The sequence below is a fragment of the Pseudosulfitobacter sp. SM2401 genome, from assembly GCF_042932805.1.
Lineage (GTDB): Bacteria > Pseudomonadota > Alphaproteobacteria > Rhodobacterales > Rhodobacteraceae > Ascidiaceihabitans.
On the sequence record NZ_CP170633.1, the window covers coordinates 1,239,012 to 1,253,733 of the forward strand.

Consider the following 14,722-nt stretch of genomic DNA (forward strand, 5'->3'; position numbering starts at 1 on the left):
CGCAATCCGACAGCGCTAAAGCAGCATCCGGCGCTGGTGTTGAATGCGGACTATCGCCCGCTTAGCTACTATCCGCTGTCACTGTGGCCTTGGCAGGATGCGGTCAAAGCGGCGTGGCTGGACCGTGTTGATATCGTTGCAGAATACGACACGATTGTAAGCAGCCCCAGCACGCAAATCCGTATCCCGTCGGTGGTGGTGCTAAAGGATTACGTCAAGCCGCAAAAGCGTGTGGCGTTCACCCGGTTTAATCTGTTTTTGCGCGATGAATTCTGTTGCCAATATTGTGGTGCGCGCGGGGATCTGACGTTTGATCACGTGGTGCCACGGGCCGCGGGCGGGGTCAGCAGCTGGCAAAATGTGGTGGCGGCGTGCAGCCCATGTAACCTGAAAAAAGGGTCGCGCGCCTTGCACCGCACCGGCATGAATCTGCGCAAACCGCCGCGCCAACCGGGTGCCGAAGAATTGCGCAACACCGGCCGTAAATTCCCACCCAATCATCTGCACGACAGCTGGATGGATTTTCTATATTGGGACGCAGAGTTGGAAGCGTGACAACAGTCAATCACTACTCGTTAACAGGTTTTCCAAACCGAACGATTTCAAAACAAACTTGAAGAAATCGTAGATCAATGGGGAACCATCTTGAATAAATTCAATCACCGGCACGCCACTGTAAAAAACAAGCGGCGTCAGTAAGGCAATTACAAACCATTGTTTTTGTTGCTCACGTGCTTTCCAAATTTGCAGCACGTCGATTGCATTGGTGAAATCACCTTCTGTTTCGACCCGCATCATAAGTTCGTGGTCAATCTGACCTTTTAAAACCAATGGATCTGTTTGGTTGTTCTCGAGAGCTTTGTCCGGATTTTTTTCAATTGTTGAAAATAGATTCTTTGTAACCAGGCAATAAATGTTTCCCGCCCGCAGAATTTCTTGTGCCTTTTCAAACGCTTTGATCGCCTGATTGCGTTTTACCAGAACTTCGACAAATCCAAACAGAATTGAAAACATGAAGGTGCAGATTGCCAAAACCGGTTCTGCGTTTGTCCATGATGCGGACCAAAAAGCGGAGATTGTTGCGTCCCCATCCAAATGCCGCCAAAAAATGATCGCCATGATCAGAATGATCGACAATACGTAGAGCGCAAAAATACACCAAAAGCTTCTCACGTTTATCCAGCTGAATCGTCCCAACCAGCTGTTGATCCGTGGCGCATCAAAGAACGGCAATCTTGGTGGCTGATGCTTGGTGCCGTCCACAACGTGAAAACAGGCCTCAAAGCAGTGGTTGAACTGTTGGCGCAGTAACAGAGCGACGGGTGCCTTGATGTCCAAAGTGCGCCCCAGTCCCTTGCCCCGCATCGACACCAATTTGATCTTGGAAGAGAGATGATCCCTAATGTTCTCGTTTTTAACCATCGATTCGACGGCCTGTTTCGGGTTTTCCAGATCATCCAAACATGGCGACGATATCTTTCGAGGTGTGATCGAAATAGGGGCCAGAAAATTAGTTCTATTGTTCTGGGGTAACAGAATTCCATGCGCGACTGAGCGAACATGATGTTTGCTTTTGATTTGGTCGCTCACCAGTTTCGCAATTTTCACGATCTCTTTGGACTTCAGGCTTTCAAAGGAAAGTGCGCGTTCTTCATCGGACAGATCGGGGTCGGCACAGGCAACTTTGTTTGCCATTTCGCTGCGCGCTTTGATCAACAGTTTTAAATCGTCATCTAGTTCAAGGCGAAAAATGAAAATTCCGTCACTGCGCATCCAGTAGTCTGCCTTGGCAGGTAGGCATTCACCATATTCAAAGTACTTGTGTGGTTTTGTTGGCAAAGTTTCTTTTTGATGGGTGAAACTCATCCATGGCGCAGACGCGACCGGGCACCAGTCCCAGAAAAAACAGACAGTCATGTTAGATTGAGCCGACCGCGATTGCCATCGTAGCCAACCCTACAAAAACAATGCTCCAGACAAAAAAGAACACCACCTGCAACCAACTGAAATTCTGGCGCACAACAACTTTTGCATCCGACGGCTCTATCGGAATCCCAATACGATTAGACAATTAATTACCCCAAGTAACATTCAAAAGACTAGGCGTGGATATGAACACGAGTCAACGCGCAATCTAACTTGGGGTCTTGAATGAAGTGTTTCTATGTGTGTTCATTTTAGAAAAAATCTAACGTTTTGCGCTTATTTCGCGCGGTCCAGCATGCCGAACAGATCGCGTGGATCGTCAGGGTCCGCCAGCAGATCAAGTGGGTGGAACAATTCGGTGCCTTTGATCTGGTCACGCACGTAGCGCAAGGCGCTGAAATCTTCGATCGCGAAACCGACGCTGTCAAACAGGGTGATTTGTTGCTCTGAGGTGCGCCCGGCGGCCTTGCCAGTCATGACTTCCCACAATTCGGTCACGGGGTGATCCTCTGGCAACTGCTGGATTTCGCCCTCAACGCGGGTTTGCGGTGGGTATTCGACAAAAATGTCGGCGCGGTGCAGGATCGCTTCGGCCAGTTCGGTCTTGCCGGGGCAGTCGCCGCCGATGGCGTTGATGTGCACGCCAGCTCCAACCATGTTGTCAGTTAGGATCGTGGCGTATTGTTTGTCAGCGGTGCAGGTGGTGATGATCTGCGCGCCGTTCATCGCGTCTTGGGCGGTTTTGCACGACGTAACGCGCAGGCCCGCAGCCGTCAGATTGGTCGCGCATTTTGCCGTCGCCGCTGGGTCGATATCGTACAGGCGCACTTCGTCGATGCCGAGAATGGCTTGCATCGCGATGGCCTGAAATTCCGACTGCGCGCCGTTGCCGATCATCGCCATGCAGGTTGCGCCTTTGGGGGCCAGTAGCTTGGCCATGGTCGCAGATGTCGCCGCTGTGCGCAGGGCCGTCAGCAAGGTCATCTCGGTTAACAACACCGGATAGCCCGTGGATACATCGGCCAAAAGTCCAAAGGCAACAACGGTTTGCAAGCCTTCCTTCGTGTTCTTCGGATGGCAGTTCACGTATTTGAAACCATAGTCCAATCCGTCCGAAGTCGGCATCAGTTCCATCACGCCGTCGTCCGTATGGCTGCCGATGCGTGCGGTTTTGTCGAACAATTCCCAGCGTTTGAAATCATGCTCGATGTAGGCGGCGATGCCTTTCAGCATGTCGCGCAACCCGATGTGATGCACCAGTTTCATCATGTGATCGACTGAGACAAATGGCACCAGTGCTTTGTCCGAAGGGTTCAAATTTGTCATGTTGGTAATCCTTTAAGCAAATGCGCGGGTGGGGCGGTCAAAGACTTTGCGCCCAAAGGCCGACGCCGTAAGTTCGACCATCAATTGGGCGGTGCGGCCGCGATCATCCAGAAACGGATTCAGTTCTACCAGATCAAGCGAGGTCATCAGGCCGCTGTCGGACAGCATCTCCATCACCAGATGCGCCTCGCGCACAGTTGCGCCGCCGGGAACGGTGGTGCCGACGGCAGGGGCGACCGACGGATCAAGGAAATCAACGTCCAGCGACACGTGCAGCATGCCGTTTGCCGCCGCCACATCGGCAAGGAAACCGGACAGCGGTTTCACAATCCCGTCCTCGTCAATCGCGCGCATGTCGATGCTGCGCACGGCCGTTCCATGCAGCGCGTCGCGTTCGGCAGGATCTACAGATCGCAGCCCCAACATGCAGATGCGTTGCGGGGGCACGGGGTGGTCGAACACGGGGAATTCCGCGAAATCAGGGCGACCGGCCAGATAACCCACAGGCGTGCCGTGCAGGTTGCCGGAATCCGTGGTCAGCGGCGTGTGGTAATCGGTATGCGCATCCAGCCAGAGGATGAACAGGGGGCGATCTGCCGTGGCAGCGGCGCGGGCAACCCCGAGCGTTGTGCCCAGCGAGAGCGCGTGATCACCACCCAAGAAAATCGGGAAACCCTCTGCCATTGCGGCTTCGGCTTTGGCGGCCAGCGCGGTTGTCCACGCGACGGTTTCGGGCAGGCGGTAGAGGGCGTCGACCTCGGCCACGTCATTGGCGCGCGGTGTGACATTGCCGTGATCCGTGACGCTGTGCCCGAGGTCGCCGAGTGCTGCCGCAAGCCCCGCCGTGCGGTACGCATCCGGTCCCATCAAACAGCCCGCCGTGCGTTTGCCGCAATCCATCGGCGCACCGACCAGAACGATGTTTTTATCCGTCATTTTCCATTTCCCCTTGGCGTTTTCCCTAAAGGATCGGTTGATCTGTACGTGTGCAACGTGTCAAACTGACCAAAACGGGCATAGATTGACCAAAGTGGACGTAAAAATGGACGAAACGGACAATGAGCTGATCGCAGCACTGCGCCACGATGCACGCGCGTCGCTGTCGGACCTGGCCGCGCGCTTGAATATCTCGCGCACAACGGTGCGGTCGCGGATCGAACGGCTGCGCGGGCGCGGCGACATCCTTGGGTTCAGCGTGGTGATGCGCGAGGACATGTTGGCCGATCCGGTGCGCGGTTTGATGATGATCGGGATCGAAGGGCGCGGCACAGAGCGGATCTTGCGCCAGCTGAATGGCATGGCCGAAGTGCGCGCGGTGCACACCACGAACGGGCGCTGGGACGTGATCGTTGAGGTGGGCACAGACACGCTGGAAACATTCGACGGCGTACTGTCGCGCATCCGTCGATTAGATGGCGTGTCGGTCAGTGAAACGAATTTGCTGCTGTCGACGAAAAAATCGTCTTAGGGGCAGGGGTCCGCTAGGCTTTGCGTGTCGCCGCGATCAGCCATGCCGCAAACAGGCCCGTCGAAATCACCGCGTTCCAGCCCGCCATGCTGAGGCCCAGCATTTCCCACGGAATATCGTCGCAGCGGATCAGCGGTGCAGACATGATTTGGTCCAGCAATTCATCCGCAGACAGGTCGCTGATCGAGTTGGATGTGCAGCTGGTCGGACCTTCGAAAATGCCGCGCTCGACCCCTGCGTGATAAAACCCGTAGCCTGCGGTGATTGCGGCGGCCACAGCACCCAGCAAGATCACAGGCACGCGCGGGATCGCCAAAGCAATCACGCCAATCACAATCGCAATCACATGCGGGTAGCGTTGCGTGATGCACAATTTACACGGGGCCAAGCCGCCGATGTGTTGAAACGCCAGCGCCCCCAGCATCAATGCCAGTGACCCGCCAGCGGCGATCAAAATCCAAGTGCGTTTGCTGTTCATAGAAACTTTACCGCCGCGAATCCGCCGATCAACAGAACGACAAGTAACGTGAACATAAGCCCCAAGCGGCGCTCGATGAAATCACGAATAGGTGCGCCAAAGGTCCTGAGCAGGGCGGCGACGATGAAAAACCGCACCGCGCGCGCCAGTATCGAGGTGGCGATAAAGGTGCCCAGCGGCATGCCGGTCCAGCCCGACATGATCGTGATGACTTTGTAGGGGAACGGCGTGACGCCTGCGGTCAGAACCGCCCAGAAGCCCAAATCGTTAAAGCGGGTGTTGAAATCGGCCATCGCGTCGCCCTTGCCCAAGGCGGCCAAAATCGGCTGGCCGATGGTGTCATACGCCAGCGCGCCGATTGCATAGCCCAGCAAACCGCCTAAAACCGAGGCGACCAGCGCCACACCCGCAATCACAAAGGCCCGGTTCGGACGCGCAATGATCATCGGAATCATAATGACGTCTGGCGGGATCGGAAACACCGAGCTTTCGATAAACGCGACAAAGGCCAGCACCCACAGCGCGCGGGGATGCTCGGCCATGCCCAAAGTCCAATTGTATAGCCGCTGCAACATCGGTGCCCACTTTGCGTCTTGTTTCGCTTGGGAAAGCGCAGACCACGGCTGTGCGCGCAGGTCAAGATCGCCATGAAATGCTGGGCCGTTTTAGACCTGAATTTCAGCGTTCTGCAAATGAATGATAAAATCCACTTTACGCCGCCTGAACGTCAGGTTAGATGATGCGCAATGAGGCCCAAGTGGCGGAATGGTAGACGCGGTGGATTCAAAATCCACTTCTGTAACAGGAGTGCCGGTTCGAGTCCGGCCTTGGGTACCAGCCTCATACTTTACCCCTTGAGAATGAGTGAAGACTCGCAGCCCCGGCCCATTGCGCTGAGGCGTGGGGGACAGTTTTTGCCGGGCTTTTGGCAAAACAAAGCTACTTTCAAGTGTCCGTGAGAAGGCTGGGGTAAGCCTAACCCCAAAAGGCGTATAGTTGCCGCAAAACTGTAAAACGAATGATAATAAGCGATGACCGGATGTCTGGTCTGCGGACGAAGCGGTCACTCAGTGCGTGTTCGCGGATGTCCGCTTTTAGAAACGCCTTTTGAGAGGTGGAATATTCTCAGGGGTAACGACTTGAATATGAGATATGGTTGTATCAGGCGGTTCGGGCGATAGCTTGTGATGATGCAAGAAGGCTTGGAACACGTTTTGTAGATCCACGCGCAGGTCATGGTGCAGTACAAAGCTGAGACGTTTATCTTCGATTAGCCGTCTATTGTCGGTATCCAGATCGTGGGCGACATAGACATCAGGCAGTGACCCATTCTGTTCGAGTGCATTCAAAATCGCTGTGTTGCCACCGCCCATCGAATATACGGCCCGTATTTGGTCCAGACCTGCGTTAATACTTTGCATGATGCGCGATGTTTCAAGATGCACGCCGCTGCCCCCACTTGCATCTATGATACGCAGGTTAGGACACAGCCGGGCCAGAGTCCCCTTGAACGCCACTTCTCGCTCCTCCTCCCCCAAAAATCGATCATTGCTTCTTGAGGTCAGGACTGTTCCTTCACCGTCGCCGATTGTTTTTGCAACCAGGTAGGCCGCCGTGCGACCTGCGCTTTGATTATCAAGGCCGACGTAGGCAAGGCGCTTTGTCGTGTTCAGGTCAGTGACCAAGGTGACAACAGGAATGCCCGATGTGATCAATTGATTCACGGCTGCTCTGATGGTCGGCAGATCACGCGCTTTGATACACACGCCATGGCTGCCCCGTTTGGCGATGCGCGACAAAACTGCGGTGACATCATCTTCGGTCATAATCTCTTGCGCTTGGAACCTTGGACGGCAAACGGCGCTTCCAATAGATGGCAACACCAGTTCAGCAGCTTGCTGTACTTCACGGCTAAAGCGCGTTGGCGCTTCGATCAAAAAATCGAAAAACAGACGTCGACCTCGAGCGGCCAATTGTGCCTCTTGTCCTTCAAGTTCTGAAATGGCTGCAGCAACGCGTGCCCTGGTTTGCGGACTGACATTCGCGCGATTGTTTATCACGCGGTCAACTGTCGCGGTGCTAAGCCCCGACTGTCTGGCAACTTCTTTAAGTGGAAATCGATGTGTCATTTGATGTGTTTCTGATGTCTTTTGGGAAGCTAATCAAGGGTCCAGTGCTGCATATTCAGGGAAACACAGGGAGATCTTCTATGAACAACCACATCGAAACTGAAGCAGGGTATTTTGATAGCACGGCGTGTGATCTCAACGCATTCAGTGCGGTTGTCGATCAAAAGGCAAACCCATCAACCGTTCCGAACGCCGAAGACATTCAAAAGAATGTCCCAATTTATGACATGTCCAGATTGCGCCCGTCGCTTGAAGACAAAGAGCGACGCCGGACAATTATGGCCGAATGGGCCCATGTCCTAAGGGCGGGCGCGGGTGTTCTGGTTTTGCGCAGGGCCTATGAGGACACTGTAGTTATAGGCGAGGTCACTATGATCTACGAACAGATCATTGCTTCCGAAAAATTGGCCAACGCCGGTGGCGGTGACCACTTCGCCGCATCAGGATCCAATGACAGGATATGGAACTCCTTGCAGAAACTCTGCGAAGTGGCTCCGGAAGTGTTTTTGCGATACTTCGCCAATACCTCCATCGCAGCGGCGTGCGAGGCATGGCTTGGTCCGAATTATCAAATGACAGCTCAGATCAATCTGGTTCATCCCGGCGGTGCGGCACAGCAAGCCCACCGAGATTATCACCTCGGCTTTCAAACCGCTGAAGTTAGCGCGGAATATCCAGCGCATGTTCACGACCTTTCGCCTGCTTTGACGCTGCAAGGCGCCATCGCGCATTGTGACATGCCGGTTGAAAGTGGCCCTACAAAACTCTTGCCGTTCTCGCAACTTTACCGCGCAGGTTACGCCGCTTGGCGACGGGACGATTTTAGGGCGCTGTTTGAAGAGCGATGTATTCAATTGCCGCTGGCGAAAGGGGATGCCCTATTTTTCAATCCAGCGCTCTTTCATGCGACCGGCGCAAATACGAGTAGTGACGTTCACCGCATGGCCAATTTGCTTCAGGTGTCGTCTGCATTCGGGCGTGCCATGGAAACGGTAGATCGCGCAAAGATGTGCAAACCGCTGTATCCCCATGCGTTGGCCGCACACCAGAGAAACACACTAGGCGTTTCAAACCTACGGGCTGCAATTGCTGCGTCGGCAGAAGGGTATTCATTCCCAACCAATTTGGACCGAGATCCCCCAAAAGGTGGGCTTGCACCTGAAACCCAGCAAACGCTGTTTGCGCGTGCCCTTGCTGAGGGTTTTGATCTTCAGAGATTTGAAGCGATTCTGGATGAGATGCATATCAAACAATTAGCATAGCGTCATACTATCTAGGGTCCTGACCCTAAGCAAGAATGACTGACGATTTCGCTGGGCCAGGCTTGCAGAGCTGCCATTCGCCGCTCCGCAGAAATCCGGCAATATGGGCTCATACCGGACATCTGGTAATTTCAGTCAGTCAAACCTTACCACGCAAGACATGTAACGTCGGCTGTGCTGACGCTCCGGACTTTTGCCTTTGTAGCAAGTGCAAGTACAGGAATTCAGAATTGCGCTTCGTGCCTGCGGCAACTGACATTTTGCACCGTAGCGAATTTCACCAAACCGATCATTGAAACCCATCCAAGTGCACGAATTTTGTACGACCTGTTCGCTGTATCATGCTCGAAATAGTGAAGCTCAGACGAACCTGCAGTTCATCGCATCCCGACGATTATCATTGTAACTTTTGGCGTGACGAATTGACAACATTGACCGCGCGAGAACCCCCAGCTGAGACGCCAAAACGCAGCCATCGAGCAACCAAATCATTAAAAATCGCCGGGTTTCGGAAGCTACCCGGAAATTAATACACCTGCAGATTTTTGATCGTTCGGTGACAGGCCGAATTTGCGAGAGAACTCACGGCTAAACTGTGTGGGGCTTTCGTACCCTACGTCGAAAGCAGCAGACGCAACAGTCGTGTTCCCGGATAGCAAAAGCCGCTGAGCCTCGAGCAAGCGCAGTTCCTTTTGGTATTGTAGAGGGGTTGTGGCCGTCACCGATTTGAAGTGTTCATGAAATGCAGACAAGCTCATGCCGGACTCAGCGGCAAGTTTGGCCACGGATAGGGTGTTTCTGAAATTCATGCGAATGATGGCAATGGATTTCGAAATTCGGTTGGCCGGGCTGTCATGTCTGAGCAGCTGTCGTAGCATGCCACCGTGCTGGGCCCGCAAGAGGCGAAAATGAATTTCCTTAAGAACGAGCGGTGCCAACGCACGGGCCTCTGTCGGGTCTTGGGACATACGAAAAAGACGCGCTACAGCATCACTCAGCGCCGCATCAGAGGCAGCAACGTTGAGCGCATAGGTATCACTTTCCGTTTCTCCAATGCCGTCAATTTCATCATAGAGACTGCGTGCCAACGCCAGATCCAAACGCAGGGCAAGTGCAACATAAGGCCGTTCCGGAGTGGCTTGGATAACTGCGGATTCAACGGGGACTGCATGGCTGACTATTAGTGTGTCCCCCGCGCCGTAACGGAGCACACGACCGCCGATGTAGGCCTCTTTGGCCCCTTGCAGCACCAAGCACATGATTGGATCATAGATTGCGGCCGAGCATTCTGTCTTTGTTGTATTGCCAAATGCGAACAGCCCATCGACATCTGTGCCGCAGCCTCTACCTAAACCGCCATTCACCTCAACATAATGAAAAACGTCGTTGATCAAATTTTCTGGCACCATCAGACGGCCTCCCTTGTTTGTTATTTATAGGAAAAATTGCCTCGGGATAATACCCAGAGCCATAGCTTTGGAGAAATAGGCAGATCATTCGGAGGATCAGGCAGTGAGGTTGGCGCACTTGATGCTACCTTGGGGCGACATTCATTCAGGAGCCTGTCCATGTCCAAGACAATATTAATCACTGGCGCGTCGTCGGGTATCGGTAAAGAAACAGCCAAGCTTTTTGCCTCTCGCGGTTGGCAGGTCGTGGCGACAATGCGCTCTCCTCAAGATGAAGTAGACCTTGTTGGAAACGACAACATTCTGGTCACGCGGCTCGACGTTACGGACACGGCTTCGATTGAAGATGCCGTTGCAAAGGGTATCGAAAAATTCGGTAAGATCGACGTGCTGCTGAACAACGCGGGCTATGGCGCATATGGCCCGCTCGAAGCATTTCCGATGGAGCGCATCCGTCGTCAGTTTGATACGAATGTGATTGGTTTGCTGGAAACCACCAAGGCCGTTCTGCCCCATCTTCGTGCGCAGGGCGCGGGCACAATTGTCAACATCTCGTCAATTGGCGGGCAAATGACCTTCCCGCTTGGCGCGCTCTATCATGGCTCCAAATTTGCTGTCGAAGGTATTTCGGAATCCCTGCACTACGAACTTGCTGCAGCAGGCATCAAAGTCAAAATTATTGAACCCGGAATGATCGCAACCGACTTTGGAGGACGCTCGTTCGATTTTGTCAACGACGAGGCGTTGTCGGAATATCAGCCTGTCGTTCAGGCGCTGTTTACAACTTGGGGCGGCGAAGAAGCGACCTCTCGAGCGTCACAGCCAATTGTTGTGGCGGAAATTATCTACGGCGCCGTCACAGACGGAACCGATACGTTGCGCTATCGCGCTGGTGCCGACGCCGTCGAACTGCTGAACAACCGCAAAGCCCTAGATGATAAAGCATTCATTGACGGCATGAAGGATCAATTCGGGCTTTGAGCCATTACGGGCGAAGACCCATGTATACGCAAGCAATTGAATGCGGAGGATGGGCCGTCGTAACGGGCGGTGCCAGCGGTGTCGGATTTGCCGCTGCTGATCGGGCTTTTTTACCTAATTGAACGCGGCAATCAACCAATCAAAGAACTCATACTTGTGAACGTTCCAGTTCTCGAAAGGACCTATCATGTCAAATACAGCTCTCATCACCGGCGCATCTTCAGGAATTGGAAAAGAATTTGCCCGGTATCACGCGTCTAAAGGCGGTGATGTCATTCTTACCGCGCGCCGCGAGGCCGAACTCGTCGCGTTGAAAGGTGAATTGGAAAAAGACTATAAAATTTCGGCACATGTGTTCGCTATTGATTTAGGTGCGCCCGATGGTGCCATCGACCTGATAAAGGCAGTAACGGATGCAAAATTTGACGTTGATATTCTGATCAACAACGCGGGTTTTGGCGGGCAAGGTCTGCATATCGAGCGGGATTTGGCGCTCGAAACTGCGATGATCAATCTAAATGTGACAGCGCTGGTGACGTTGACACATGCGTTCGCAACTCGGATGGCGGCCCGAGGTTCAGGTAAGATCCTAAATGTGGGGTCGATTGCTGGCTTTATGCCGGGCCCAAATCAGGCTGTCTATTATGCAACAAAAGCATTCGTGAATTCGTTCAGTCAGGCGATCGATCAAGAGCTTAAAGATAAAGGCGTGACATGCACGGTTCTTGCGCCGGGACTGGTTGAAACCGAATTTGTGAAGGTCGCAAAACTTGAAGGTACGAGCATGGTTCAGGGCGGTTTTGCAACTGCTGAAAGCGTAGCCAAACATGGGTATGATGCGATGATGGCAGGCAAGCTGGTGACAATCAACGAACGTTCACTGCGCTTCATGGCGAATTGGCTTATGCCACTTATGCCACGGCGTATGATGCTTAAATCGATATTCGATTCCCAATCCAAATAATTCTTCGGATGGCCCGCAATTCTTGCCCGTGCGGGCAATTGGATCATGCGGGCCTGACTTGTGAAAAAGAATGACCAAGAGATGACACATAGGGAGGTTCAATAGAACCATGGCAATATCACTAAAACTGAACGGACAGATACACGCAGTTGAGGCTGAAGCGGGAACCCCACTGCTCTGGGTGATCCGGGATGAACTGAAATTGACCGGAACCAAATTCGGGTGTGGTGTTGCATCTTGCGGAGCTTGCACCGTGCATCTGAATGGCGAACCGGTCCGTTCATGCCAAACTTTTATCGAAGACGTCGAGGATGCCGAAATCACCACCATCGAGAAGATGGAGGAGGACAAGATTGGCGCGGCGGTTCAACAAGCCTGGGTCGAACTAGACGTGGTCCAATGCGGCTATTGCCAGTCCGGCCAGATCATGAGCGCCGTTGGGTTGCTGCGTGAAAACGCGAAACCAACTGCAAACGAAGTAGATGACTACATGTTCGGCAACGCGTGTCGCTGCGCCACCTATCAACGCATACGTGCCGCTGTTTTGCGTGCATCAGACATTCTGGAGGCTTGAAGCAGATGACGACTGATATTTCCCGCCGAGGATTTCTACAAGCTGCTGGTGCCGCAATGCTGGTCATTGGCATCCGCCCTGATGGTGCACTTGCCGCAGGACATGGTTCTGCGCAACTGACCCCGTTCGTTAAGATCGATGCCAATGGTGTTGTCACGGCTGTCGTGAAACATTTCGAGATGGGACAAGGTCCCGCAACCGGCCTGACCACGCTTATTGCCGAAGAGCTTGGCTTGTCGATGGATGCGATCGAATATGAATTCGCGCCCTCAGACCCCAGCAAATATAACAACCTGTTCTTTGGTCCGTTCCAAGGCACTGGTGGCTCAACCGCTATGGCCAATTCGTATATGCAGTACCGCCAAGCAGGTGCCGCTGCGCGTGAAATGCTGATCGGCGCGGCTGCAAGAACTTGGGGTGTTGAGCCAACAACGCTCACGCTGCAAGACGGCGTAATCTCAGGTGGTGGTAAAGCCGCACCAATGGTCGATTTCCTTTCAGCAGCCGCAGAAATGGACCCACCCGCGAACCCAACGCTGAAAGATCCCAAGGACTTCCGCCTTATCGGGAATCCGGATGTTCGTCGCAAGGATTCAACACCCAAGACCAACGGCACAGCCATTTTCGCGATGGATTTACATCTAGAAAACCAAATGGTCGCGATGATTGCACGTACGCCCCGCATGGGAGGCACAGTCGCGGGCTTTGACGACAGCGATGCGCAGTCAATCAAGGGGTTTATTCGTGCGGCGGCGTTGCCCAACAAGGCTGGTGTTGTGGTTTACGCTGAAAATACTTGGGGTGCCCTTCAGGCCCGCGACGCCTTGACGGTTGAGTGGGATTTCTCTGCCGCAGAGGTCCGCAGTTCCGATGAATTCCGCGCAGAATTAATTGCGGCTGTGAACACCGACCCAGAATTCAACGTGATGAACTCAGATCAGGCCGCGACTGCCGCATTGATTGACGGCGCTGATAAAGTTGTCGACCACACCTATTACTTCCCTTTGCTGGCTCACGCCCCAATGGAACCTCTGACGTGCACCATCCAAGCCACCGAAGATGGCGGTATCTTGTTACATGACGGCGCGCAGCAGCCGACCGGGCCGCATATGGCCATGGCGCAAATCTTTCAGCTTCCGATGGAGAAAATCCGCATCAACACGATGTTGGCAGGCGGGTCGTTTGGCAGGCGGGCGACACCAACCGCGGATTATCAGGTTGAGGCGGCATTGGCCTTTGTCATCACGGATCGAACGCGACCGGTGAAATTGGTCTGGTCACGCGAAGATGACATCACAGGAGGGTATTATCGCCCCGCCGTTGCGCACCGTGTACGCGTAGGGCTGGACGGCGACGGCAATATCCTTGGCTGGGATCACCGGATAGCAAGCCCGTCGATCATAAAAGGCACCCCGTTTGCATCTGCCCTTGTGCATGACGGCGTTGACCATACCTCAATCGAAGGGGTGTTTGGCAGCCCTTATATTATTCCTGGTCAATTCTTGGGCCTGACAGACGTGGCCAAGGCGACTTCGGTATTGTGGTGGCGTTCGGTTGGGCACACCCATACGGCTTACGTGATGGAAACTATGATGGACGCGGCGGCCAAAGCGGCAGGGCGTGATCCGGTTGAATTCCGTTTGGCACTGCTAAGTGGCGGTGAAAAGGATCAGACCCGTCTTGCTGGTGTGCTGAAACTGGCGGCTGACAAAGGCAACTGGGGCAAAGCCGTCGCGGGGCGCAGTCAAGGTATCGCGGTTCACAAAAGCTTTAATAGCTACGCCGCTGAGGTTGTCGAGATCTCGGGCACTGCTGAAGAGGGTATCAAAATCGAAAAAGTCACTTGTGCCATTGATTGCGGCATTGCCGTGAACCCTGATGTGATCAAAGCGCAGATGGAGGGTGGTATCGGCTATGGTATCGGGCACGTGATGCGCGACGAGATCACGTTAACCGAAGGCGTGGTCGATCAGTCCAACTTCCCCGATTACGAACCTTTGCGGATCGGGGATATCGCGGCCATTGAGGTGCATATTGTGCCATCAGCCGAGGCACCAACTGGCGTGGGTGAACCGGGCACGCCACCTGCGGCACCAGCCTTGGCCAACGCAATCGCTGCAAATGGACCCCGTGTGACAGAACTGCCGATGAACAAACACGGTGTCAGCTTTGCCTAAAAAGACACATGCCTCGCGCTGCCTGTTG

Annotated in this window: 15 protein-coding genes and 1 tRNA gene; 9 read left to right on the plus strand and 7 right to left on the minus strand. The window is 53.9% G+C overall.

The features are described 5' to 3' along the window. Positions 1-83 precede the first annotated feature (83 nt). The gene (locus ACFIO0_RS06195) at positions 84-131 is read left to right on the plus strand and encodes a hypothetical protein (RefSeq protein ID WP_390915289.1); all 48 of its coding nucleotides are present in this window, start codon (positions 84-86) and stop codon (positions 129-131) included. Between the two features lie 100 nt (positions 132-231). Continuing rightward, on the plus strand, positions 232-555 hold the full coding sequence (locus ACFIO0_RS06200) for an HNH endonuclease (RefSeq protein ID WP_390915290.1): 324 nt from the start codon (positions 232-234) through the stop codon (positions 553-555). 6 nt (positions 556-561) lie between these two features. Here ACFIO0_RS06200 and ACFIO0_RS06205 read toward each other — a convergent pair whose 3' ends face one another. The 3 genes from ACFIO0_RS06205 to rocF all read right to left on the minus strand — a co-directional run bounded on the left by ACFIO0_RS06205 (position 562) and on the right by rocF (position 4,188). Beyond that, positions 562-1,866, minus strand: a complete 1,305-nt coding sequence (locus ACFIO0_RS06205; protein WP_390914486.1) for a hypothetical protein — start codon at positions 1,864-1,866, stop codon at positions 562-564. A 336-nt stretch (positions 1,867-2,202) separates the two neighbouring features. Further along, positions 2,203-3,252, minus strand: a complete 1,050-nt coding sequence (locus ACFIO0_RS06210; RefSeq protein ID WP_390914487.1) for an ornithine cyclodeaminase — start codon at positions 3,250-3,252, stop codon at positions 2,203-2,205. A gap of 12 nt (positions 3,253-3,264) precedes the next feature. After that, positions 3,265-4,188 (minus strand): arginase, encoded by a 924-nt coding sequence (rocF, locus tag ACFIO0_RS06215; RefSeq protein ID WP_390914488.1) that lies wholly within the window; start codon positions 4,186-4,188, stop codon positions 3,265-3,267. A gap of 106 nt (positions 4,189-4,294) precedes the next feature. Here rocF and ACFIO0_RS06220 point away from each other — a divergent pair, with 106 nt between their 5' ends. Continuing rightward, positions 4,295-4,720 carry an AsnC family transcriptional regulator gene (locus ACFIO0_RS06220; RefSeq protein ID WP_390914489.1) on the plus strand — a complete coding sequence of 142 codons (426 nt, stop codon included), beginning with the start codon at positions 4,295-4,297 and terminating at the stop codon, positions 4,718-4,720. A 13-nt stretch (positions 4,721-4,733) separates the two neighbouring features. Here ACFIO0_RS06220 and ACFIO0_RS06225 read toward each other — a convergent pair whose 3' ends face one another. Continuing rightward, complete coding sequence (locus ACFIO0_RS06225) at positions 4,734-5,198, minus strand: disulfide bond formation protein B (protein ID WP_390914490.1); 465 nt, start codon at positions 5,196-5,198, stop codon at positions 4,734-4,736. Beyond that, the gene (locus tag ACFIO0_RS06230) at positions 5,195-5,773 is read right to left on the minus strand and encodes a VTT domain-containing protein (protein WP_390914491.1); all 579 of its coding nucleotides are present in this window, start codon (positions 5,771-5,773) and stop codon (positions 5,195-5,197) included. The genes ACFIO0_RS06225 and ACFIO0_RS06230 overlap by 4 nt, the downstream gene beginning before the upstream one ends. A 176-nt stretch (positions 5,774-5,949) precedes the next feature. On the opposite strand from ACFIO0_RS06230, the gene ACFIO0_RS06235 reads away from it, so the two are divergent. Beyond that, positions 5,950-6,035 (plus strand) — tRNA-Leu (locus ACFIO0_RS06235). A 257-nt stretch (positions 6,036-6,292) separates the two neighbouring features. Here ACFIO0_RS06235 and ACFIO0_RS06240 read toward each other — a convergent pair. Then, positions 6,293-7,327, minus strand: coding sequence for a substrate-binding domain-containing protein (locus ACFIO0_RS06240; protein WP_390914492.1), 1,035 nt, complete (start codon positions 7,325-7,327; stop codon positions 6,293-6,295). An 80-nt stretch (positions 7,328-7,407) separates the two neighbouring features. Here ACFIO0_RS06240 and ACFIO0_RS06245 point away from each other — a divergent pair, with 80 nt between their 5' ends. Then, a complete protein-coding gene (locus ACFIO0_RS06245) occupies positions 7,408-8,589 on the plus strand; it encodes a phytanoyl-CoA dioxygenase family protein (RefSeq protein WP_390914493.1) in 1,182 nt (393 codons plus the stop codon). A 515-nt stretch (positions 8,590-9,104) separates the two neighbouring features. On the opposite strand, the gene ACFIO0_RS06250 is transcribed toward ACFIO0_RS06245, so the two are convergent. After that, the gene (locus ACFIO0_RS06250) at positions 9,105-9,998 is read right to left on the minus strand and encodes an AraC family transcriptional regulator N-terminal domain-containing protein (protein WP_390914494.1); all 894 of its coding nucleotides are present in this window, start codon (positions 9,996-9,998) and stop codon (positions 9,105-9,107) included. A gap of 159 nt (positions 9,999-10,157) precedes the next feature. Between ACFIO0_RS06250 and ACFIO0_RS06255 the strand changes: the two genes are divergently transcribed. The 4 genes from ACFIO0_RS06255 to ACFIO0_RS06270 all read left to right on the plus strand — a co-directional run bounded on the left by ACFIO0_RS06255 (position 10,158) and on the right by ACFIO0_RS06270 (position 14,694). Beyond that, positions 10,158-10,979, plus strand: a complete 822-nt coding sequence (locus ACFIO0_RS06255; RefSeq protein WP_390914495.1) for an SDR family NAD(P)-dependent oxidoreductase — start codon at positions 10,158-10,160, stop codon at positions 10,977-10,979. 187 nt (positions 10,980-11,166) lie between these two features. Then, entirely contained in the window at positions 11,167-11,943 is a 777-nt protein-coding gene (locus ACFIO0_RS06260) for an SDR family NAD(P)-dependent oxidoreductase (RefSeq protein ID WP_390914496.1), read from the plus strand. A 109-nt stretch (positions 11,944-12,052) separates the two neighbouring features. Continuing rightward, a complete protein-coding gene (locus tag ACFIO0_RS06265; RefSeq protein WP_390914497.1) occupies positions 12,053-12,517 on the plus strand; it encodes a 2Fe-2S iron-sulfur cluster-binding protein in 465 nt (154 codons plus the stop codon). Between the two features lie 5 nt (positions 12,518-12,522). After that, on the plus strand, positions 12,523-14,694 hold the full coding sequence (locus ACFIO0_RS06270; protein WP_390914498.1) for a molybdopterin cofactor-binding domain-containing protein: 2,172 nt from the start codon (positions 12,523-12,525) through the stop codon (positions 14,692-14,694). The last annotated feature ends 28 nt before the right edge of the window (positions 14,695-14,722 follow it).